Source organism: Verrucomicrobiia bacterium (assembly GCA_019634625.1).
Lineage (GTDB): Bacteria > Verrucomicrobiota > Verrucomicrobiia > Limisphaerales > CAIMTB01 > CAIMTB01.
Genome location: JAHCBA010000020.1, coordinates 56,811 through 79,436 on the forward strand (window position 1 = coordinate 56,811; position 22,626 = coordinate 79,436).

Consider the following 22,626-nt stretch of genomic DNA (forward strand, 5'->3'; position numbering starts at 1 on the left):
CAGGGTCTTCGCCAGGCCCTTCCAGCCCGGGACGTTCGAGCGCCGGCCGTTCACGGGCGCGCCACCCCGCTGAGTTGTTCGAGAAACTGCCGGTACCGCGCTTCGTCCGGGTGGATCGCCAGCGCGCGTTGAATCGCCTCCCGGGCTCCCGGACGGTCGCCCGCCCTCAGACACGCCACTGCCAGCAGATAATGATGCGGTCCGCTCGGCTCCAGGGTGACAACCCTCCGCGCCAGCTCCCTCGCCTCCGAACCAGGACGCCCCGCCCGCAGAAGGAGTTCCGCCAGGGCGCGGTGGCCTTCCGCCCAGTCGGGCGCCAGTTCCAGCGTCCGGCGATAGGCTCGTTCCGCCGCATCGAACTGTTCCATCCGCCCAAGGAGCCGCCCCAGAAAGTAATGATTCAGCGGATTTCCCGGCTGATCGGCGACCAGTCCTTCAAACGCCGCCACGCCCTCGGTCAGGGTGCGCTCCCGCACATGGTGGCCTTCCATCGCCCCCCGGTACGCCGCGTTCTCCGGATCCAGAGACGCCGCCCGCAACAGCAGCCCGCCCGCCCGCCCCGGCTCTCCATGAAGTCCATACACCTGGGCCGCGCCGAACAGCGTCTGCGCCACCGTCCGACGCACCAGCGGCAGCCCCGTCAGGGTGTCCTCCCGCGCACTCCGGTCCGACAACCCCTGCCGGTCTTCAGCCTCAAGCTCCTGAAACCGGCGCCGATACCGGTCGGCCTCGTCCGCCCGCTCCAGCCGGAGACTCGCGGTGTACAGGCCGAAATAGGCCTGGGTGTGGTCCGGAAGCAGCCTGACCGCCTCCAGAAAGGAGTTTATGGCCGCCTCATACTCACCCGACTGCACATGCGCCTGCCCCAGCAGATAGTGACTCTCACTCGTCGGCCGCGGCAGTGACACCGCCTGCCGCAATGGCCCCATCGCGTCTTCAGCCTGCCCCAGGTCCATCAGCGCCCGCCCCATCCGGTTCAGCAATTCGGCGTTCGCCGGACCCCGATTCAGCGCCTGCCGGCAAAGTTCAAGGGTCTCCTCCAGATTCCCCTGCTCATAGGCCATCCGCGCCAGTATCTCGTACGCATCCACCAGTCCCGGATTCAGTTCGAGACACCGGCGCAAGTGCTTCCCGGCTTCCTCGGTCCGACCCAGATTGTAACAGGCCGACCCAAGCACGGCGTGAGCCAGCGCATCCTCCGGATACGCAGCCGCCAGCGCCGTCGCCACCGCCACCGCTTCTCCTTTGAGGGCCGCCGCCTCCGCCAGGGGCTCTGGTATGGGTTCCTCCACCCGGCTCCCCAATCCGGGCAAAACCGGCCCCTTCGAGACCATCTCCCCAACGGCGCCATCGAGGCGCCCTGCCGGCTCCGGGGAGGATCTCCGGTTGACGAACCACGTGGTCACCCCCACCGCCACCAGGATCAACGCCGCAAGCCCGACCCATTGGGCCAATGCGCCTGCCCGTCCGGCTCCCCCGCCGCGTCGCATGAGCCCGTCCCGGAGCCCGTCCCGGACCTTCCCGGGATCTCGTTGGGCGCCACGGTTGCGATTTCGGTTGGAAGGCCGGCTCACGGGATCTCCAAGCGTAGAAACCGCGCTGGACAGCGGCAAGCCGGGAAGTCGGGCACGGCAGAGATTCCGGTGGATCGCGGAGTTGTGGGTGGGGAGACAGCGAATCGGAGGGACGAGCTCCGCGAGTCCTCAACCCAACGCTCCACACCATGGCGGCCTCGTGGAACTCGGCCCTCCGAAGAGCCGCTTGGCGGAGTTCGCTCCTCTCTCCACAACTCCGGAATGCACGGCACAAATTCGGACAAAACCGCGCTGCATCGGAGAATACGCAACCAAAGTGTCCTCGGAACGGCCCGAGTACCACTTGCTCGTTGACTTCGTCGGCTCGCCAATCGAAGCGTCCCCCAATCCCTAGAAGTGATTGAGAATCTCCGCACCGGTCGTGCGTGAGAAACGACAGTCTCATCGGGAATATTCAGTACTGCATTGAATTGACCGCAACGACACAACCCTGACCCAAACGATGATCCGATCCCCCAAACCCCCGACCAGCCTCCGCCGATGGGCGAGCCTGGCCCTGGTCCTGCCCTTGCTGGGCGCCACGGCCCACGCCCAATCGACCGGCATCTCCGCGGGCCTGAAGGCCTACTGGAACTTTGATCAAAACAACTTCCAGGATTCCGTGGGTGAGTTCCACGGGACCGAGAACGGCACCGAGACCATCGCCTTCGTGAACGGCAAGCCGGGCTTCGGACGCGCCATCAGCCTCGATGGCGAGGATCAGTTCGTGGAAATCACCGGGGGCGAACCCGACGATCTGGCCTTCGAGGGCGGAAGCATTTCGATCGCCGGCTGGTTCAAGGTGGATGCCTTCGACACCTCCTGGCAGGCGCTGGTCGCCAAGGGCGAGGGCAGCAACTGGCGCGTCGCCCGCCGCGGCGAAGAACAGGGCATTGCCTATGCCGGCGGCCTGACGGACACCCCGACGGGAAGCAGTGTCAACGACGGCGAATGGCACCATTTCGTGGCCATCAGCGATGCCGATGGCGCCGAATTCGGCACCGCCCTCTACATCAATGGCGTTCGCGATGCCATCATCGAAGGGGCCGCCGTGCTCGCCGCCAACGGCCTCCGCATGCGCATCGGCGATAATCCCGGCGCCCCAGGCCGCGAATGGGAAGGGCAGATCGATGACCTCGCCATCTGGGACCGCGTCCTCACCGAGACCGAGATCGCCCTCCTCTACAACAACGGCACCGGCACCCCGCTCAACGAATTGCTCGGACTCATGGAGGTCGATACCGACGGCGACGGCATGCCGGACTGGTGGGAGATTCTACACGGGCTCAATCCCAACGACCCAAGCGACGCCCATCTCGACTGCGACGGCGACGGGGCCACCAACCTCGAGGAGTATCTCGCCGGCACCGATCCCTGCGACACCACGCCCCCCACGCTCGCCTCGGTCACGGCCACCCCCAGCTTCAACAACGTGATCATCACCTTCTCCGAGGAGGTGGACCCGGTGACCGCCTCCGATCCGGCCAATTACTCGATCACCCCCGCCCTCGCGGTGACCGCTGTCTCCCATGACCGCCGTACCGTGACTCTCACCACCGCTCCGCAAACTCCGGGCGCCACAGCCTACACGCTGGCGGTCCAGAACGTCCTGGATCACTCCAAGAATGCGATCGCACCCAACACCACCGCGGTCTTCTATTCCTATCTCCTCGTCAATACCGGCGTCCTCAAATTCTCCTTCTGGGGCGGCATCCCCGGAACGCCCGTCGACAGCCTGCTCGCGGACGAACGCTACCCGGATTCCCCGGACTGGATCGGACCCGTATTCTCCTTCAACAGCCGTGACATCCTGCCCACCGACGTCAATGACAACTACGGCGCCACCATCGAAGGCTGGATCACCCCCGAGGAATCGGGCGATTACTACTTCTTCCTCCGCAGCGATGATGCCTCCCGGCTGGAAATCAGCACCGACGCCTCGCCGGCCAATCTCGTCTGGCAGGCCGAGGAGTACGGTTGCTGCTCGGCGTTCCTCGAACCCCTCGATTCCGCCAAGCCGGACGTGACGACTCCAGTCCCCCTCTCCCTCGTGGCGGGCCAGCGGTACTTTATCCGGGTCACCTACAAGGAGGGCGGCGGCGGTGACTTCGCCCAGGTGGCCTGGCGCCGCGAAGGCGATCCCACCCCCGCAGGGTCGCTCCTCCCGATCCCCGGCCGCTACCTCTCCTCCGCCGTGGACCTGCCGGCTCCGCCCGAAGGTGCCTTCCTCACCCAAACCCCGGGCCCGAACGCCACGGGCGTCTCCCCGTTCGCAGGCATCACCATCCGTCACCGCGACGGCGCCAGCGAATGGACCGCCCAGAATGTCAGCCTCAAGCTCAATGGCGTCGATGTCACCCCCACCTTCACCAAGGAGGGCAACGTCGCCGTCATCACCTACCAGCCGGCGGATTCCTTCGCCAGTCTCTCCAGCCACACCGTCACCCTCGGCTACCCGGATGCCGGCGGGAACCCCGCGACACTGGACTGGTCCTTCACAGTCTCCGAGTACAAGGGCCCCGTCCGGGACAAGGTCAGCGGATTCCCTGCCCTGCTGTTCGGCGCCGCCGACCTGACCGCGGACCAGGGAGGGCGCACGGGTCAACCGGGCGATCTCGCCCTCGACACCGGGGTCTCCACCGGGGTGGGCTTCATCGCCGACGCCTCCTTCCTGAATGCCGCCACGGCGGATGACACCCTGACCATCGCCTACTTCCAGAAGCTGCGATCCGTCCGGGCATCCTCGGGCTTCTGGGCCAATTCGCCCGGCAGCAACAACGGCACCCGCGGATTCCAGGCCCATACGCCCTGGAGTGACTCGACCATCTACTACGACACCGCCGGCTGCTGCGAGCCCGAGATCCAGCGGATCAGCCTCAACATCGCCAACTTCCCCGGCTACAGCGGAGACAACACCTGGTGGGAGGAATGGCGCCACTTCGTCTTCATCAAGGATCGCGACCAGAAACACATCTACATCGATGGCCAATGGTTCCACTCGGGCGCAGGCGACCCCCTGCCGACCGACTTCACCTCCCTCGTCCTCGGAGGCGGCCCCAGCCTCACGGAAAACCGCATGGACGGCTGGCTCGACGACTTCGTGATCTACAGCGGCGCCCTCACCGAAACCCAGGTCGCCTCCCTCGCCGGCGGCGCGGCTCCCAGCTCGATCGCCGGTCTGCTCGCCCACTGGGACTTCAATGAAGCCCCGGCCGCCAGCGTGCGAATCATGGCGGCCCGCGCCGGCAACCAGGTCACGGTGACCTCCGAACCCGCCGCCCTCCCCGCCGGCTGGGTCCTCCAGACCGCCCCGAACGTCAACGGCCCGTGGACGACCCAGGCCGGTGCCACCACGCCGTTCACCATCACGATCGGCAACGACAACGCGTTCCTGCGCGCCGCCCAACCCTGACCCGCAGCGTCAGGCCAACGCGCCTCCGGTTCCACCGCGAGGCGCCCTTTCCAAGGGGGACCGGATTCGTCCGGTCCCCTTCTTCTTTGCCCTGGTGCATCCCCAGGTTGTCGGTACCGAGGCAGCGAACCGGCGGGACGAGCTCTGCGAGTCCTCAACCCAACGCTCCACACCGGTGCGGCCTCGTGGAACTCGGCCCTCCGAAGCGCCGCTTGGCCGAGTTCGCACCTCTGCCCACAACGCCGGGATGCACGGCCATGGCCCCGGCCCTTCGGTAGAGGTTTGCTTCCCGGTCCGCCTTCGGAGAGGCTCCCGCCCATGAACCGGTCTCGTCCGACCTCGCGCCGCAGCTTTCTCAAATGGGGCGGTGGCGGCATCCTCGTCGCGCCCTTCGTCACCCGCAATCTCCTCGCCAATCCCCCTTCGGGCCGCGTCCGCCACGCCAGCTTCGGCGCCTCCGGCATGGCCTTCGCCGATGCCACCGCCCTCGCCGCCCATCCCCAGACGGAGATCGTCGCGGTGGCCGACGTGGATGCCGGCCGCATGGCCGGGTTCAAAAGCCGCTTCCCGGAAGCCCGCGTGTACGAGGACTTCCGGGTGCTCCTCGAAAAGGAGAAGGACCTCGACTCGGTCAATGTCTCCACCCCCGACCACATGCATGGCCCGATGGCCATGGCGGCCCTGAACCACGGGCTCCATGTGTACGGCCAGAAACCCCTCACCCACGACATCTACGAAACCCGCCGCCTCACCGAGGTCGCCCGGGAACGGAACCGGATCACCCAGATGGGCATCCAGATCCATTCCAACCGCGAATACCGCATGGCCGTCCACCTCGTGCGCGAGGGACGCATCGGCAAAATCCGCGAAGTCCATACCTGGAGCAGCAAGGAATGGGGCGACAACGGCCCCATGCCCCAGGCCGCCGACCCCGTCCCTACCGGCCTGAACTGGGACCTCTGGGTCGGTGTCTGCGCCGAACGCCCCTTCATCGGCAATGGCTGGTATCACCCGGGCAACTGGCGCAAACGCCTCGACTTCGGCACCGGCACCTTCGGAGACATGGGCTGCCACATCTTCGATCCGGTCTTCAAGGCGCTCGCCCTGACCGCCCCGCTCTCCGTCCGCTCCGAGGGCGCCGCCCCCAACGACCATTCCTGGGCCACCAATGCCATCGTGCATTACCGGTTCCCCGCCACCCCCTACACCACCCCGGGCAGCATCCCCATCACCTGGTACGACGGCCACCAGCGGCCTCCCGCCGCCATCCGCGCCCTCCTCGGGGATCACCCCTTCCCCGATCAGGGCTCCATCCTCCTCGGCACCGACGGCGTCATGGTCATCCCCCACATCGCCCTCCCAGCCCTGCTCCCGGAAGAAAAGTTCGCCGACTTCGAACCGCCCGCCATCGAGGGCGGTGACCACTGGAAGGAGTTCATCGACGCCATCCGTGGCGTGGGCCGCACCTCGACGCCCTTCGATTACTCGGGCCCCCTCACCGAGTCCATCCTGCTCGGCAGCGTCGCCAGCCGCTTCCCCAACGCCACCCTCGACTGGGATGGCCCAGGCCTCCGCTTCACCAACGTCCCCGAAGCCAATGCCTACGTCCGGCGCCCCTATCGCGCCGGCTGGGACATCGCCGGGCTGTAATCCGGAAAGATCAAGCCGGCGCCCCCGACCTTGTTGCAGGGCTGCGGCTCAGATCTGGAAGTCCACCGCCGGTAGCAGCCGCTCCCGCTTCGCCTTCACCGTCATCCTTCCGTCCTCGTAAATCACCAGCGAGTCCCTCGGCACGCTGTGGATCAGAAACACATTGCCCCCGATCGTGCTTCGCTCCCCAATCACCGTCTCCCCTCCCACGATCGTTGCCCCCGCATAAATCGTGACGTGATCCTCCACCGTCGGATGCCGCCGCGTTCCCTTCAAACTCTGTCCCCCGGCCAGCGACCGCGCCACCAGTCCCACCCCCTGGTACATCTTCACGTGCGACCCAATCACCGCCGTCTCCCCCACCACCGTCCCCGTGCAGTGGTCCACAAAGAAGTGTGACCCGATCGTCGCCCCGGGATGCAGATCCATCCCGCTCCGCGTATGCGCCCACTCCGTCATGATCCGCGGTATCAACGGGATGCCCTGCAGGTACAACTCATGCGCCAACCGCTGCACCGCAATGGCCTCGATGAAGGGATAGGCCACGATGACCTCCTCCTTGCTGAGCGCCGCCGGATCCCCCTGGTACGCCGCCTCCACATCCGTCTGAAGCAGCTCCCGCAGGCACGGCAGCTTGCCCAAAAACTCCAGCGTCATCGCCCCCGCCAATCGCGGCACCTCCGCCCGGGACACCCCGTCCGGCGTCGCATACCCAAGGCTCTTCCGGATCTCGTCCTCCAATCGGTCCCGCACCGCCGCCAACAGCAATGTCGTCTCCAGCTTCAACTCCGACGAAAGCAGCGGCCGGTCATCGAAGAATCCCGGAAACACCAGCCGCAGCAGATCGTGCGTGATGCTCGCCACCCCCGACTTCGAGGGGAGATTCGGCCCGTCCACATGGTTGATCCCCCCCACCGCCGCATACGATTCCAACAATCGATCCGCCAGTTGAGGCACCGTCGCGTCCACACCCCCATCCTCCCCCGCCCTCCCGCCCCTGAGAAGCGAGAACGCATCCGCCGCGGTGCATCCCCAAGTTGTCGATACCGAGCCAGCGAATCGGAGGGACGAGCTCCGCGAGTCCTCTTCCCAACGCACCACGTCGTTGCGGCCTCGTGGAACTCGGCCCTCCGAAGCGACGCTTCGCGAAGTTCGCACCTCTACCGACGACTCCGGGATGCACTGCATCCGGCGCGATCCCACCCTTTCGACTGGAGCCCCGCCGCGCCAACCCTATCCTCCCCCCATGTTTCCATCCGACCCCGGCGCCCTCGGCGTGAACCGCCGAACCTTCCTGCGTCGTACCGGCTTCTCCCTGGGCTCGGCCGCCCTCGCCTCACTTCTCGGCCGTTCCCTTCCCTCCGCCGCCTCGACCGCCGAAGCCGACCGCTGGCGCGGCATCCTCGCCGCCCCCCATCACCCCCCCAAGGTCAAACGGGTCATCTACCTCTACATGGCCGGCGGGCCCTCCCACCTCGAACTGTTCGACCACAAGCCCGTCCTCGCCCGCCACCACGGCGAACCCATGCCCGAAAGCTTCACCAAGGGCCAGCCCATCGCCCAGCTCCAGGGCCAGGCACTCAAATGCTTCGGACCCCAGCACGGATTCAAACGCTGCGGCACCTCCGGCCAGGAAATCGGCGAGATCCTTCCCCACCTCGGCCAGGTCGCCGACGACCTCTGCATCGTCCGGTCGATGCACACCAACGCCATCAATCACGACCCCGCCCACACCTTCATGAACACCGGCACGCTCATCAGCGGCCGGCCCTGCATGGGCTCCTGGATCACCTACGGCCTCGGCACCGAATCCGACGACCTCCCCGGCTTCGTCGTCCTCATGTCCACCGGCGCCTACGGTCAGGCCCAGCCCATCTCCGCCCGCCAGTGGCACGCCGGCTTCCTCCCCAGCCGCTTCCAGGGCGTCCCCTTCCGCTCCCAGGGCGATGCCGTCCTCTACGTCAATCGTCCCCCAGGCGTCTCCCCGCGCCGTCAGCGCGATGTCATCGACGCCGTCGCCCGGCTCAACCGCGTCCATCACACCGCCAGCGACGACCCCGAAGTCCTCACCCGGATCGCCCAGTACGAAATGGCCTTCCGCATGCAGACCTCCGTCCCCGAACTCATGGACGTCTCGAACGAACCCCGCCATGTCCTCGACCTCTACGGCGCCCAGCCCGGCGACGGTTCCTTCGCCTCCAACTGCCTCCTCGCCCGCCGCCTCGCCGAACGCGGCGTCCGCTTCATCCAGCTCTACCACCGCGATTGGGACCACCATGGCGGCATCAAACGCGACATCGCCGGCACCGCCCGCGAAGTGGACCAGGCCTGCGCCGCCCTCCTCCAGGACCTCAGACAACGCGGCCTCCTCGACGACACCCTCGTCATCTGGGGCGGCGAATTCGGCCGCACCCCCATGGCCCAGGGCGACGGACGCGATCACCACATGAAGGCCTTCTCCATCTGGCTCGCCGGCGGCGGGGTCCGCGGCGGCATCACCTACGGCGCCACCGACGAGTTCGGTTACAACCCCGTCGAGAATCCCGTCGATGTCCACGACCTCCACGCCACCATGCTCCACCTCCTCGGCATCGATCATCAACGCCTCACCTTCCGCTTCCAGGGTCGCGACATGCGCCTCACCGATGTCTTCGGCAAGGTCGTCCACGATGTCCTCGCCTGACCCTTCCGGCCCCCGTGAAACCCCTCGCTGACTGTCGCCTCTACGCCTTCGTTGACGCCGCTTATCTCCACGACCGCGATCCCGCCTGGCTCGCCGCCCAACTCGCCCAGGGCGGCGCCGATCTCATCCAGCTCCGCGCCAAATCCTGGTCCCCCGACCGCATCGAAGCCACCGCCGCCCGCCTCGTCCCCGTCTGTCGCGACCACGGTGTCCGCCTGGTGATCAACGACCACCCCGACATCGCCGCCCGCGTCGGCGCACCCCTCGTCCACCTCGGCCAGGAAGACTTCTTCGGGCCCCATCCCGACCACCCCGCCGCCTCCGCCCCGTCCATCCCCGACACACTCGGCCTCGGATTCAGCACCCACGCCCCCGACCAGGCCCGACGCGCCCTTGCCGCCGGCCCCGCCTACATTGCCATCGGCCCGGTCTTTCCCACTCCCACCAAACCCGGCCGTCCCGCCGTCACCCCGGACTACGTCCGCTGGGCCGCGACCCACCTCTCCTCCATCCCCTGGTTCGCCATCGGCGGCATCCATCCCGGCAACCTCCACACCGTCCTCGAAGCCGGCGCCACCCGCATCTGCGTCGTCTCCGCCATCCTCAACGCCCCCGACCCCGCCGCCGCCTGCCGCCAGTTCCGCACCCTCCTGCCCCCCTGACCCACGTCGCTCGGTGTCCACGCTTCAGCGTCTGGAGATTGGCCATTTCTCGGGAGAAACCCGGAGGGTTTCCAGAGATTAGCCGGGGGTCGAACCCGGCTTCGCGGGTTCGACCCCCGGGCAGAAGTCCCACCCCGCTCACGACCCCGCCAGGGGTCGCAGAACCCATCCCTCCGGGCCCAGCAGCCTGTGTTGCTTCGGCAAGCGTGTGTGGGCGGCGCATTTTTTTGGCGCGAGGGCGGGCGACGGAGGCGGTTTCGGCGGATCCGGGGGCGGGGACGCCGGATGGAACCCGGGGGAAGTCCGGCGGAGCCGGGGGTCGAGGCGGAGGCCGTCCTCAACTGCTGTCGGCAGGGAGGGTTCCCCGGTAGGTCCAGGGGAGCCATGCCTCGGGTCGGGCGGCGACTTCCTTAGAGTGTCGAGCCACGGCGAGGAGGTAGTCGAACGGATTCTCGTCGTTGAGCCGGCAGGTGTGGATCAAGCCCATGAACAGGTCACCTACCTCGGCACCCTTAGTCGTCTTGTACGACAAGGAGTTCTTCCGGTGAAGGATGGCCATCTTCAAGGCCCGTTCCAAAACGTTATTGTCGATGGGAGCGCCGGCAACGCGCAAGAACAGGGTCAGGGGTTGCCAGTGGTTGAGCAGGTATCCGATGGCGCCGCCCAGACCGGAGTTGGGCTCGACGAGCTTCTTATCGAGGCGTTCGTTCAGCCACCGATGGAGATCGTCGAGGATGGGCTGGCTGTGTTCCCGGTGGAACCGCAGGCGTTGGTCCGGATCGAGATTGCGTTCGCGGGCCAGGGCGTCGTGATGGAAGACGTCGCGCAGGCTTTCGAGGATCCGTTTGGTCTCTGAGGGGAAGCTGGGGGCCACATCGACCACCTGGCGGCGTCCGTGCGCAAGGCAGTTGGCCAGGGCGGTGACGATGTCGGAGGGGATGTTGCGGGCCAGCGCGTCGCACATCTGGATCGGGGCCGGGAGGCCGGGATCGCGGTGACGGAGAAGATCCTGGAGGTTTTCCCCGGCGTGTTGGCGCCCGGTGAAGAACAGGGCGATGGGAGGCCCGGCTCCGGCGGTGAGGATACCGGTGGTGAAGATCCCGGTTCGCGCTCGCTTGGCGGCGTCCTCCTCGGAGGGCGGGGTCGCTTCCCGGCGCAGAGCGGCGACGCGCATGGGGGTGTCGTCGTTGTGGATCACGTCGCGCTGGGCGGCTTCTCGGATCAGGCAGTCCTGGATGGGATGGGCGACCTTGGCCAGGTCGGAGGCCAGTTCCCACTGGACCGAGGCGGGAAGCGGAACGCCCAGGTTGGATTGGAACCCGGCCAACCGGTACATGGGCATGCCGGCGCCGTAACGCAGGAGGGCGGCAGCGACCCCTACCGATTCGTCGTACTTGCCCGGGCCCGCCTCCGGGGGGGCGGGAGCGGTGAAGACGACACCGCAGCCCGCGCAGCGCAGCCGTTCCAATTCGAAACAGGTCGCCGCAACGGGCGCTTGTCCGACCAGACGCAGGATGAGGGAAGGTGGCTGGGGATGGAGTTTGGCCTGGCGGCAGTCCGGACACAGATCGCCGGGGTGCAGATTGGGATGGGCCACCGGCACCTTTCGCGCGCCGCGATACCGGCGGGCCCCGTTGCGGCCATGGCCCTTGCGTTTGACCTTCGGCGGTGGGGTGAGCGGAGGTGGAGCGTTGGGCCCGCCCGCCGGTGGGTCCGAACACACCTTGGCGGTCTTTTCGGTGCGGTCTCCGAAGAGCGCCTTGCACAGGCGCCGCAAGCTCATGGTCTTTCGCTCGATCAGGGCCACCAGTTCGGACACTCCGATCACGATGCCTCGGAGGAGGCGATAATCGTCCTCGGTGACGACCTGGCCGGGGCGCAGACGTTCCAGCAGGGCATCGCGTTCCTCGACCGAGATGTCCAACACCTTGAAGGCTGGGGTCTCAGCCATGGTGGACAGTGAGTCGGGCGCGGAAGTCCGACCGCAAGGGGTACACCCAGAGTTCCTTGATCGAACGGTTGGGCCTGGTGCTGGTGGAACGGGGACCGCGACCGGTGGAGTATCCGAGGTGCAACCAGTTCGCCGCGCGGTAGCAGGAGCCGCGGAAGCGCCCCGGATCGATGAACGTCTCCAGCAGTTCGATCGAGTGGCGATAGAGATTGCACCAATCGGTCGAGATCGCCCGGGCGACTCTGGCCAGCACATGGCTGGCAAGGCCGGGCACGCGGACCCAGGGCAGCACCATGAATCGCGTGTTATAGGCGATGAGGTGAAGGCCGCGAAGGCGCTCCTCCCGGGTCCAGCCGATGAAGGTGTCGCGCGGGGCCAGATGGCGTGGGGCCGATGACCACGCCAGACAGGCCACCGGACGATCCCCCGCAAGGACCAGGTACTTGAGGTGCTCGCCGACGGGCCGGGTGTATCCGAGGTAATGGTGGTTGGCCAGGAGTTGGTCGAAGAGGCCTTCGCCCTCCTGGCGGCGCACCTGGCGCAGGGTCAGCGGGCCAAGTTCGCGCAGCGTTCCGACGATGGGTTCCTGGCCCAGTGGCAGCTCCCGCGCCGGACGCCGGTGCGCCACGACGTTGTTCGGAACCTTGACCTTCGGTGGGGGCAGTTCGATATGCCCGCCGCGGTGAAGGGCTAGCATCAGCCCCCGGCATACCATGTCGCACGGGATGCCGTTGGGTTGAACCCAGTTCCATGCTTCGCAGAGCCGGGCGGACAGCCGGCGACGGCTCAAACGTGGGTGGTCCGCGATGAGTTGCCGGATGAACGCCACATCCGCCGTGTCCACGGAGCGACTTCGATATCGAAGGACAGCCGTTGCCGACATGGCCTCCAGCATGGGGGACGGGATATGGAACGCAAGGAGATTTTTAACAAATCCGCTGGCCAGATCGCCATTGCGCCATTGGCGTTACCCCGACGTCCCCACCGCCCGCCACATGGGCGCCACCACGGCCCGCGAAGGATCGCCATTCCATAGCAACAGGTGCAGTTCGTGAGGGTCGACGCGCACCCCACCGGAGTTCTGGTCCGAGGGCCACCACTCAAACCGGCCCGTCGACAGACGCTTCTGGCAAATCCAAAAACCCTGTCCGTCGTACATGAGCAACTTCAGCGCCTTACAACTCCGGCTCCGAAACACGAACAATGCACCGGCCAAGGGATCGGCATCCAAGCGGGCCCGACAAACGGCCGCCAGTCCGTCGGTGCCTTTCCTGAAATCTACCGGCTCGACTGCCAGGAGGATCCGCATCTGCGGGGCGATCTGGATCACGGGACGCGCCTCCAGAAGGCCTCGGCCAGGGCGACCACCGCCGCGGAGTCATGGCCCAGGGCGATCGTCATCCGGGCGCCATGGGCACCCGATAGTTCGATCCGAAACGGGCCACCGTCGTGATGAACCGCCCCCCGGAGGTGAAGTTCCACAAAACCCGGCAGGCCTTCGGCCCTCGGTGTGATGGCTGGAGGCGAGGAGCATCGGCGACGCAGCTTGTGGAAATCCAGGCCAAGAGCATGCGAAACCCGGCTCACGCCCAGGCTCGAGGACAGAGCGGCCGCGGCGGTCCAGACCTCCTCGGGAAGGCGGGGCCGCCCTCGTTGACGATGTCGCCATGCGACCAGTTGGCGTTGCAGGTCGGCAAGGTCTGTGCGGGAAAACTCGGGTTCGTTCATTGGTTGCTCCACGTTGGATCTGTGGAGCAAAGCCTACGCCGCCCAATGCCCACCCATCACGCACGCTTGCCGAAGGAACACCATCCAGCTCCGCGCCAAATCCTGGTCCCCCGACCGCATCGAAGCCACCGCCGCCCGCCTCGTCCCCGTCTGTCGCGACCACGGTGTCCGCCTGGTGATCAACGACCACCCCGACATCGCCGCCCGCGTCGGCGCACCCCTCGTCCACCTCGGCCAGGAAGACTTCTTCGGGCCCCATCCCGACCACCCCGCCGCCTCCGCCCCGTCCATCCCCGACACACTCGGCCTCGGATTCAGCACCCACGCCCCCGACCAGGCCCGACGCGCCCTTGCCGCCGGCCCCGCCTACATTGCCATCGGCCCGGTCTTTCCCACTCCCACCAAACCCGGCCGTCCCGCCGTCACCCCCGACTACGTCCGCTGGGCCGCGACCCACCTCTCCTCCATCCCCTGGTTCGCCATCGGCGGCATCCATCCCGGCAACCTCCACACCGTCCTCGAAGCCGGCGCCACCCGCATCTGCGTCGTCTCCGCCATCCTCAACGCCCCCGACCCCGCCGCCGCCTGCCGCCAGTTCCGCACCCTCCTGCCCCCCTGACCCACCTCGCTCGGTGTCCACGCTTCAGCGTGTCCCCCCACCCTCCCCATTCCCCCTCCCCATCCTCGTACTCAGCCCGAAGGGCGGTACTCGTCCTCGTCCTCGAACCCGCAGACACACCCCTTCGAGCATCCCCTCAAGGCTGACCCGATGGCTTCGATCTTGAGCTTGTTCGGACCTCCCATTTCGCATGCGAACTGGGCAGGGCGATTTTGAGTACGAATACGAGTACCGGGCTTGCTGCAAGAAGCCCGGAGGGTTTTCAGAGATTAGCCGGGGGTCGAACCCGGCTCCGCGGGTTCGACCCCCGGGCAGAAGTCCCACCCCGCTCACGACCCCGCCAGGGGTCGCAGAACCCATCCCTCCGGGCCCAGCAGCCTCGACGGTCCCGCTTCACGCCGCTCGCCCACCCGAAGACGTGTCCAGCTCACCCCCCGAAGGGCCCATCCGGCAGACCAACGTTCCTGCAACCCGCCCAAGCCATCCCCCTCCTCGCGACTCGTACTCAGCCCGAGAGGCGGTACTCGTCCTCGAAACCCAGGAACCCAACCAAGACGCAGCAGAGCCGACGGAAACCACCCCCGTCGATCACGAGTACGAGTACGAGTACGACGGAATGCCTCAACCCGGACTCAATGCGGAACATCCCCACCCAACGCCTCGCCGCCCCCCAATCGTTGGGTGTCCACGCTTCAGCGTGTCCCCCCACCCAAATCCACCCTCCCCGTTCCCCATCCCACTGGCCCCATCCCGTTGATGCTTCCGCACGAACCCCGGGAACCGCTGGACATCAACGCTCCACCCATGCAGCCGCTCCGGAGAAAGCGGCACGCGCTGACCCCACCACAACCGCTGCAACCACGCCGGATCCTCGTACCCCCTCCGACCCTCACCCCCACCCTTTCCCCCGTCCCGTCCTTCATTCGATCGTTCCTCCATGAATCACCCCTTTTGCAGCCTATCTACCCAACCCAATCCATCGTTGACAACCACAAATCCTTTCTACCAACCTCTAGGCAGTCCAATCAACGCTCGCCGGACGGTCACGATGAGTCACCCGCGTTTCCGGCACAGCCGCCACGCGACGACCGTGAGGAACCGTGTATGCCGCGAACATCGTCAGGAGACCCACTACCGTCACAGTGGATGCTTCCCCTCTCCCATCCTCCTGAGGCCGGGTTCCCCACAGGCGACACCCGGGTCCCGAACCCACGTCTCCCAGCCGGTATCATGCGGAATTCCCTCTTGATCCCGTCTCGCGGTCAGGTGTTGGGTCACCGCCGAGCCAGTCGGTCGTGCGAACCGGCTTCCCGGCGGTGTGATTTCGATCCCGGATTCGAGAGGGTCATCCTCCGTTCCTCATCGACGCCCGCTCCCGCCGGTCGCACACCTCGACGCTCGCCGGACGGTCACGATGAGTCACCCGCGTCCTGGCACAGCCGCCACCCGACGCCCGTGAGGTACCGTGTATGCCGCGAACATCGTCAGGCGACCCACGACGGTCACAGTGGATGCTTCCCCGCTCCCAGCCTCCTGAGGCCCGGTTCCCCACCGGCGACACCCGGCTCCCTGGCCCACGTCTCCCAGCCGGTATCATGCGGAATTCCCTCTTGATCCCGTATCGCGGTCGGGTGTTGGGTCACCGCCGAGCCAGTCGGTCGTGCGAACCGGCTTCCCGGCGGTGCGATTCCGATCCCGGATTCGAGAGGGTCATCGTCCGTTCCCCATCGACGCCCGCCCCCGCCGGTCGCACACCTCGACGCTCGCCGGACGGTCACGATGAGTCACCCGCGTCCTGGCACAGCCGCCACGCGACGACCGTGAGGTACCGTGTATGCCGCGAACATCGTCAGGAGACCCTCTACGGTCACAATGGATGCTTCCCCTCTCCCATCCTCCTGACGCCCGGTTCCCCACCGGCGACACCCGGGTCCCGGGCCCACGTCTCCCAGCCGGTATCGTGCGTATTCCCTCTTGATCCCGACTCGCGGTCGGGTGTTGGGTCACCGCCGAGCCAGTCGGTCGTGCGAACCGGCTTCCCGGCGTTGCGATTTCGATCCCGGATTCGAGAGGGTCATCCTCCGTTCCTCATCGACGCCCGCCCCCCGCCGGTCGCACACCTCGACGTTCGGACAATCACGTACAACCTTCGGGTGTACTTCCCTGGGCTTCCCTATTCTATCTATGACAAATCCAGAACTCGAGGCCGCAGAGGCACGCTTGAGAAGCGAGGAGCGCCAAGACCGCCTTCTCGACAAAAGAGAAGACGATCAGACAAAGTTGGAGACGGCAGCATACACCGGCTACATCAGATCTTCAGACATGGTGGAGGTTTTGGCCCGCGAATGTCTGCGACTACGGATGGAGATCGCCGAGCTTCGCAAGATGGTGCGCGATCCGGTCGACTAAGCGCACAAGTCCGAACCAGTCGGTCGAGGGAACCGGTGCCCGCTGCGTGGCTTGGCCGTAGATTCGAGAGGGTTGAGTGTTGATTCGTGGTTGGCGTCGTCTCCCGGCACCGTTCCCTCACCTCGGCGCTCGCCGGACGGTCACGATGAGTCACCCGCGTTTCCGGCACAGCCGCCACCCGACGACCGTGAGGGACCGTGTATGCCGCGAACATCGTCAGGAGACCCACTACGCTCACAGTGGATGCTTCCCCTCTCCCAGCCTCCTGACGCCCGGTTTCCCACAGGCGACACCCGGGTCCCGGACCATCGTTTCCCAGCCGGTATCATGCGGAATTCCCTCTTGATCCCGACTCGCGGTCGGGTGTTGGGTCACCGCCGAGCCAGTCGGTCGTGCGAACCGGCTTCCCGGCGGTGCGATTCCGATCCCGGATTCGAGAGGGTCATCCTCCGTTCCCAATCGATGCCCGCCCCCGCCGGTCGCACACCTCGACGTTGGGCGGAATCAGATCAATGGCGAAAGTCTACACAAAAGAGATAGCCGAGTTCTGGCCAACCATTATGCAGGCTTGGCACGATCACGCGGACAAGTGTCCGGTCATCGAGTGCGACATAGTCAAGCGGCAGGTCAGGGCATACGCCTCATCCGAATACATCGACGGACTTTCAGAGCGGACACGAGTGGCGACGCGTCGGCAATTCAAACATGTAGCGGCCATCGGCGGCGTGATGGTCTTCATCCGCGACAGCACCAATCGCGTCATGCAATCGCATGTTTTCACGCCTGACGACCTACCCTAAAGGAACGCCCAACCAGTCGGCGCACCGAACCGCGGGATCGCACCTGGTGTCCAAGGTAGGCTCAGCGGCCCGCGGTCGGTGGCCTCGTCGCTCGCCGGACGATTGCCATGAGTCACCCGCCTCCTGGCACAGCCGCCACGCGACGACCGTGAGGCACCGTGTATGCCGCGAACATCGTCAGGATACCCACCACGGTCACAGTGGATCCTTCCCCTCTCCCAGCCTCCTGACGCCCGGTTCCCCACCGGCGACACCCGGGTCCCGGGCCCACGTCTCCCAGCCGGTATCATGAGGAATTCCCTCTTGATCCCGTCTCGCGGTCGGGTGTTGGGTCACCGCCGAGCCAGTCGGTCGTGCGAACCGGCTTCCCGGCGGTCCGATTTCGATCCCGGATTCGAGAGGGTCATCCTCCGTTCCTCATCGACGCCCGCCCCCGCCGGTCGCACACCTCGACGTTGGGCGATGGGACGCCGCACGCCGCGCGAGGGTGTGACCAGCGCAATGCTTGCCCACGCTATACAACCTGCCCCATAATGCCCCCATGAGCGTTCAGGAGCTTAAAGACCAGATTGCTGCTCTTCCGCTTGAGGCGCAGAACGAGTTGATGGCGTTCATGTTCCACATTCGACATCGGGAAGGCAGTCGATACGCATCAGAGGTGGCCAAGCGGATCGAGGACAAGGACTCTGCTCACTGGTTCACCCCGGATGAGTTTGAAGATCGCTTGGACGGCAAGGCCTGATGCCAGATGGACCCATTTTCCGTCTACATACACATCGAGCTGTTGCAGGCCGTACCGTCGCGAGGCGACCAGAGGCGTTTGATTATGCGGTTCATCCGATCGTTGGCGCAGACACCGGATACCCCAGGTGATTTCGTTGACAGGGATGAGACTCTGAGGGCCCGGCAGGTCAAGATCGTCGGACAATATGCCATCACTTACCGGCTGGACGCACCTGTCCGCGCGGTGATGGTAGTAGATATTCGGCGGGCCGATGGATGACAGATTGCCCAACCATTGCGCTCCACCGAACCGCCGCCCCGCACAGCCTCGGGCAACTCGGACACGCAGGAAGGGCGGCGGTCGGTGAGCTGATCGCTCGCCGGACGGTCACGATGAGTCACCCGCGTTCCCGGCACAGCCGCCACGCGACGACCGTTAGGAACCGTGTATGCCGCGAACATCGTCAGGAGGCCCACTACGCTCACAGTGGGTGCCTCCCCGCTCCCAGCAGCCGGGCGCCCGGTTCCCCACAGGCGACACCCGGGTCCCGGGCCGTCGTTTCCCAGCCGGTATCATGCGGAATTCCCTCTTGATCCCGACTCGCGGTCGGGTGTTGGGTCACCGCCGAGCCAGTCGGTCGTGCGAACCGGCTTCCCGGCGCTGCGATTTCGATCCCGGATTCGAGAGTGTCATCCTCCGTTCCCTATCGACGCCCGCCCCCGCCGGTCGCACACCTCGACGTTCCCCCAAAAACCAGTGGCGCGTCCGCTCGAGTCCAGGCATGCTCCGGTTTCATGAAGTTGGAAGAGATCGCTGCTGAGGCGTATAAGCTCCCAGAGGAGGAAAGAGCTTCGCTTGCATCACGGCTCCTGCATAGCTTGGAATCACCAGTGTACGAGGTCACGGACGAGGAAGTCGCGCATCGCATGCGGGAGGCGGACGAGGATCCGACCGTTCTTATCACCTTTGATGAGTTGGTGGCAGGACTGAAGCGCGGTGGAAGCCAGATTTCATAGGCGCGTTCAGTCAGACCTGAACGGGATTATCAAACGATACGATGCTGTGTCCACGCAGCTCGGTGACGATTTTTTCGCAGAATTTCAGGTTGGTCTGAAAAGGGTTTTGAAAGAGCCGAGGCACTTCCACTTCGATTCGAGCGGTCTGCGGCGATACAACCTTGAGCGCTTTCCCTATCATCTCCTCTACGATATTCGAAGTGATTACGTCAGAGTATGGGTGCTTCGGCATCATCGCCGACACCCAAGTTTTGGCGTGACGAGATTCCATCAGTAGAGGAATGGCGAACCAGTCGGTCGAGGGAACCGGTGCCCGGCGCGTGGTTTGGCCGCTGCTTCGAGAGGGTAGAGCTTGGATTCCAAGCATGACATCGGCTCCCGGCATCGGTCCCTCACCTCGACGCTCGCCGGACGGTCACGATGAGTCACCCGCGTTCCCGGCACAGCCGCCACGCGACGACCGTGAGCAACCGTGTATGCCGCGAACATCGTCAGGCGACCCACCAAGGTCACAGTGGATACTTCCCCGCTCCCAGCAGGCTGCCGCCCGGTTCCCCACCGGCGACACCCGGGTCCCGGGCCCACGTCTCCCAGCCGGTATCGTGTGGAATTCCCTCTTGATCCCGACTCGCGGTCGGGTGTTGGGTCACCGCCGAGCCAGTCGGTCGTGCGAACCGGCTTCCCGGCGCTGCGATTTCGATCCCGGATTCGAGAGGGTCATCCTCCGTTCCCCATCGACGCCCGCCCCCCGCCGGTCGCACACCTCGACGTTGGGCGATTGCAGGCAGGGCAACCGCCAGTTACCATCCCGTCATGATCAGAACGATCGAGGCGATAATCGATCCTAGCGGCGCCGTGCAAGTGCTTGAACATGTGACGCTTGTAGGCGCGCGCAGGGCGTTGGTGACCATCCTTGATGAAGAGCCTGGCACCGTGCCAATCGAAGGATCCCTATTGAGCGAGCCGGCGCTTGCTCGGGATTGGAGCCGACCGGAGGAGGATGCCGCATGGTCGCACCTGCAAGAGGTTCAGTAGTCCTCATCCCATTTCCTTTCTCGGATCTCTCGCAATCCAAGCTGCGGCCAGCGGTTGTCCTCGCGCCTGCAGATCATGATGACTGGATTTTGTGTCAGGTCACCAGTAACCCTTACGGAGATATTCGGGCGGTGGAGATAGGCAACCACGACTTCAAGACAGGAGGTCTGCGTAGAGACAGCTTCGCTCGACCAGGGAAGCTTTTTACGGCTCACAAGAGCCTGTTTCGAACAGAGCCAGGTCGCCTACACGAGGCGTCATTTGCACGAATTCGTGACGCCGTGCTCGCCATACTCAGATGAGCGCCCAACCATGCGCTCATCCGAACGCCGGGAAACGACCTGCTTGAGCGGACTGGCCGTCATGCCCGGCGTCGGATAACTTGTCGTTGGGCTGAAAGCAATTTATGACCGGATCGGTTAATCTCCGGTGTCCCGAGTGCGGAGCCCCTGTTCCCGAGGGCGGATCATGCAAGGACCATTTCCATGAGTTGCTTGCATTGGAGTGGCGCCTCCCGGACGGACCCAATCCAATGGCCCATTTCTACGCTGTCAGCAGCTACAATCTCCAGCATCCGACCGGCACAGGTTTGACGGAGGACGCGCTTGAGGGACTGCGTGCCGCAGTCGAAGAAGTTCTCGATGGAGCCATCACACTGGAGGAGGTGCGAAGGAGGGGCCGTCGAACAGCCAAAGCGGCAGGGCGTGTCACACGACGCGGCGGCGATGCGGTAGTCAATTGGGGCATTAGAGACTGGCCGATTACAGTGAAAGATGTTTGCGAAGCCGGGTTGGTGGACTATGCGGATCAAGTAGAGCGATGGGCACGATCCATTCAGGAGGTTCTTTCCGCCAGAAAGAGATGATCGGAACGCCCTACCATCGAGTCGAGTGAACATGCACCTGCCACTTCGATTTTTTGACGCTGACGAACAATATGGATATTGATTTCAAGAGCCGTGAGTGCACGGTCGGTGCATGTCACTCACTCGGGCCGCTGGACCCATCAGCATGCGTCTGCGTTGTACAGGTTCGCAATGCCGAGTGGACCAGCACTGATGCGGCATTGGCATATCCCTGCGACATGAAAGTGTCTCCGTCACTCGTGCTACTCGTCGGAGCGCACATACTTCTGGCCAGCTTCCCGGTGCAGGCGGCGGATCCCCTTGGCAACTGGTCACAGCGTGTGACCGGGCGCCACATTCAAGACGTGGCCTTTGGGAACGGCGTTTTTGTCACCGTTGGCTTTCGTGGAATACTCACTTCGCGCGACGGCGTGGGTTGGTCTTTTTCCCCTACTTGGCATGACCTCCTAGGAATCATATACGACAACGAGAATGAAAGATTCATTGGCGTCGGATCCTGGCCTGTTCACCTCGGAGCTTATGGTTCGGCGGGTATTTCCAAGGATGGCGAAGTATGGACAGTGGATCCAGTTTGGAGCGTCGGCCTTGAGGGACTAACGGGCGCCGCATACGGCAATGGAACCCTGGTGGCGGTGCAGCAGCGCAGACTGCTCATCTCAACTACTGATTTTCTGAATTGGACGCCAGCTTTTATCTCCCCCGTCTACAACGTCGCGTTTGGAAACAATCATTTCGTCGCGGTCGGAAGCAACGGCTTGATCCAGACATCAGCCGATGGTGTAGACTGGGCTGTGGTTGACTCCGGGGTGACGAACTCGCTGGCGGACATCGTGTACGCCAATGACAAATTCGTGGCAGTGGGCCACAGAGGGACGATTCTGCGATCGTCAGACGGCAGCACATGGGACCTGTGCGCCCCTCCCGCGACGAACATCTGGCGTTCCGTTGCATTTGGTGCGGGCGTGTTCGTGGCTGCGGGAAAGCCTGTCAGCAGCCTAATCAGCTCGACCGATGGAGAATCGTGGCAACTGCACGCAACAGACCTGCCCCTTCCGCCAATCGAGGACTCGAGGACCTTCCTGGCGCTAACCTACGGCAATGGAACATTCGCTGGCGTGATCAGCACGTACCACTCCCAACAGTATTACTCCACTGTTGATCTGTATCAGTCGGCCAGTGTAATCGTTAAACTCAATGGCAGCATCAGCTCTGACCTCAGCAGCATTCAGCTCACCGGCCAAGGGGGTCTGGACCGAGCCTACCTGCTGCAAGAAAGCACGAACCTGACGGATTGGACCGACCTGCTGGTGTTCACAAACTCCGCCCCCACAAATGTCATAATAAATTCGCCTTTTGCGACCGCATCTCAACGATTCTTCCGTTCCAGCACATTGGCCAGACACTCTCACGGCACTGAGTCACAGACAGCAAGGTCCAACAATAAAGGGCGCACCAAACCGCGGGATCGCACCTGGTGTCCAAGGTAGGCTCAGCGGCC

Annotated in this window: 19 protein-coding genes; 13 read left to right on the forward strand and 6 right to left on the reverse strand. The window is 65.0% G+C overall.

The features are described 5' to 3' along the window. Positions 1-50 precede the first annotated feature (50 nt). Positions 51-1,574 carry a tetratricopeptide repeat protein gene (locus KF833_13290; protein ID MBX3746274.1) on the reverse strand — a complete coding sequence of 508 codons (1,524 nt, stop codon included), beginning with the start codon at positions 1,572-1,574 and terminating at the stop codon, positions 51-53. Between the two features lie 463 nt (positions 1,575-2,037). On the opposite strand from KF833_13290, the gene KF833_13295 reads away from it, so the two are divergent. Together KF833_13295 and KF833_13300 are read left to right on the forward strand one after the other, a co-directional pair. Beyond that, positions 2,038-4,986, forward strand: coding sequence for a hypothetical protein (locus KF833_13295; protein ID MBX3746275.1), 2,949 nt, complete (start codon positions 2,038-2,040; stop codon positions 4,984-4,986). 318 nt (positions 4,987-5,304) lie between these two features. After that, entirely contained in the window at positions 5,305-6,636 is a 1,332-nt protein-coding gene (locus tag KF833_13300; protein MBX3746276.1) for a Gfo/Idh/MocA family oxidoreductase, read from the forward strand. A 48-nt stretch (positions 6,637-6,684) separates the two neighbouring features. Here the strand turns inward: KF833_13300 and KF833_13305 are convergent, their stop codons facing one another. Continuing rightward, positions 6,685-7,605 (reverse strand): serine acetyltransferase, encoded by a 921-nt coding sequence (locus KF833_13305; protein ID MBX3746277.1) that lies wholly within the window; start codon positions 7,603-7,605, stop codon positions 6,685-6,687. A gap of 277 nt (positions 7,606-7,882) precedes the next feature. Between KF833_13305 and KF833_13310 the strand changes: the two genes are divergently transcribed. Continuing rightward, the gene (locus KF833_13310) at positions 7,883-9,319 is read left to right on the forward strand and encodes a DUF1501 domain-containing protein (protein MBX3746278.1); all 1,437 of its coding nucleotides are present in this window, start codon (positions 7,883-7,885) and stop codon (positions 9,317-9,319) included. Between the two features lie 14 nt (positions 9,320-9,333). Next, positions 9,334-9,981, forward strand: coding sequence for a thiamine phosphate synthase (gene thiE, locus KF833_13315; protein MBX3746279.1), 648 nt, complete (start codon positions 9,334-9,336; stop codon positions 9,979-9,981). Positions 9,982-10,318: 337 nt separating this feature from the next. On the opposite strand, the gene KF833_13320 is transcribed toward thiE (KF833_13315), so the two are convergent. From KF833_13320 to KF833_13335, 4 genes are all read right to left on the reverse strand, one after another. Then, positions 10,319-11,932, reverse strand: a complete 1,614-nt coding sequence (locus tag KF833_13320) for an IS66 family transposase (GenBank protein MBX3746280.1) — start codon at positions 11,930-11,932, stop codon at positions 10,319-10,321. Then, complete coding sequence (locus KF833_13325) at positions 11,925-12,815, reverse strand: DUF4338 domain-containing protein (protein ID MBX3746281.1); 891 nt, start codon at positions 12,813-12,815, stop codon at positions 11,925-11,927. Before KF833_13325 ends, KF833_13320 begins: the two co-directional genes overlap by 8 nt. Positions 12,816-12,899: 84 nt before the next feature. Beyond that, positions 12,900-13,262 (reverse strand): IS66 family insertion sequence element accessory protein TnpB, encoded by a 363-nt coding sequence (gene tnpB / locus KF833_13330; protein MBX3746282.1) that lies wholly within the window; start codon positions 13,260-13,262, stop codon positions 12,900-12,902. After that, positions 13,259-13,660: a hypothetical protein gene (locus KF833_13335; GenBank protein ID MBX3746283.1), complete on the reverse strand. Its 402-nt coding sequence runs from the start codon at positions 13,658-13,660 to the stop codon at positions 13,259-13,261. The genes tnpB and KF833_13335 overlap by 4 nt, the downstream gene beginning before the upstream one ends. Before the next feature lie 13 nt (positions 13,661-13,673). Here KF833_13335 and thiE (KF833_13340) point away from each other — a divergent pair, with 13 nt between their 5' ends. From thiE (KF833_13340) to KF833_13380, 9 genes are all read left to right on the forward strand, one after another. After that, positions 13,674-14,279 carry a thiamine phosphate synthase gene (thiE, locus tag KF833_13340; GenBank protein MBX3746284.1) on the forward strand — a complete coding sequence of 202 codons (606 nt, stop codon included), beginning with the start codon at positions 13,674-13,676 and terminating at the stop codon, positions 14,277-14,279. 2,921 nt (positions 14,280-17,200) lie between these two features. Then, the gene (locus KF833_13345) at positions 17,201-17,488 is read left to right on the forward strand and encodes a hypothetical protein (protein ID MBX3746285.1); all 288 of its coding nucleotides are present in this window, start codon (positions 17,201-17,203) and stop codon (positions 17,486-17,488) included. A gap of 541 nt (positions 17,489-18,029) precedes the next feature. Then, positions 18,030-18,230 carry a hypothetical protein gene (locus tag KF833_13350; GenBank protein MBX3746286.1) on the forward strand — a complete coding sequence of 67 codons (201 nt, stop codon included), beginning with the start codon at positions 18,030-18,032 and terminating at the stop codon, positions 18,228-18,230. A 776-nt stretch (positions 18,231-19,006) separates the two neighbouring features. Next, positions 19,007-19,228 (forward strand): addiction module protein, encoded by a 222-nt coding sequence (locus KF833_13355; GenBank protein ID MBX3746287.1) that lies wholly within the window; start codon positions 19,007-19,009, stop codon positions 19,226-19,228. Beyond that, the gene (locus KF833_13360; protein MBX3746288.1) at positions 19,209-19,505 is read left to right on the forward strand and encodes a type II toxin-antitoxin system RelE/ParE family toxin; all 297 of its coding nucleotides are present in this window, start codon (positions 19,209-19,211) and stop codon (positions 19,503-19,505) included. The genes KF833_13355 and KF833_13360 overlap by 20 nt, the downstream gene beginning before the upstream one ends. Positions 19,506-20,041: 536 nt before the next feature. Then, positions 20,042-20,263, forward strand: coding sequence for a hypothetical protein (locus tag KF833_13365; protein ID MBX3746289.1), 222 nt, complete (start codon positions 20,042-20,044; stop codon positions 20,261-20,263). Beyond that, positions 20,236-20,565: a type II toxin-antitoxin system PemK/MazF family toxin gene (locus tag KF833_13370; GenBank protein ID MBX3746290.1), complete on the forward strand. Its 330-nt coding sequence runs from the start codon at positions 20,236-20,238 to the stop codon at positions 20,563-20,565. The genes KF833_13365 and KF833_13370 overlap by 28 nt, the downstream gene beginning before the upstream one ends. Positions 20,566-20,795: 230 nt before the next feature. Beyond that, positions 20,796-21,128, forward strand: a complete 333-nt coding sequence (locus KF833_13375; protein ID MBX3746291.1) for a hypothetical protein — start codon at positions 20,796-20,798, stop codon at positions 21,126-21,128. Between the two features lie 53 nt (positions 21,129-21,181). Continuing rightward, complete coding sequence (locus KF833_13380) at positions 21,182-22,615, forward strand: hypothetical protein (GenBank protein ID MBX3746292.1); 1,434 nt, start codon at positions 21,182-21,184, stop codon at positions 22,613-22,615. Positions 22,616-22,626: the final 11 nt, after the last annotated feature.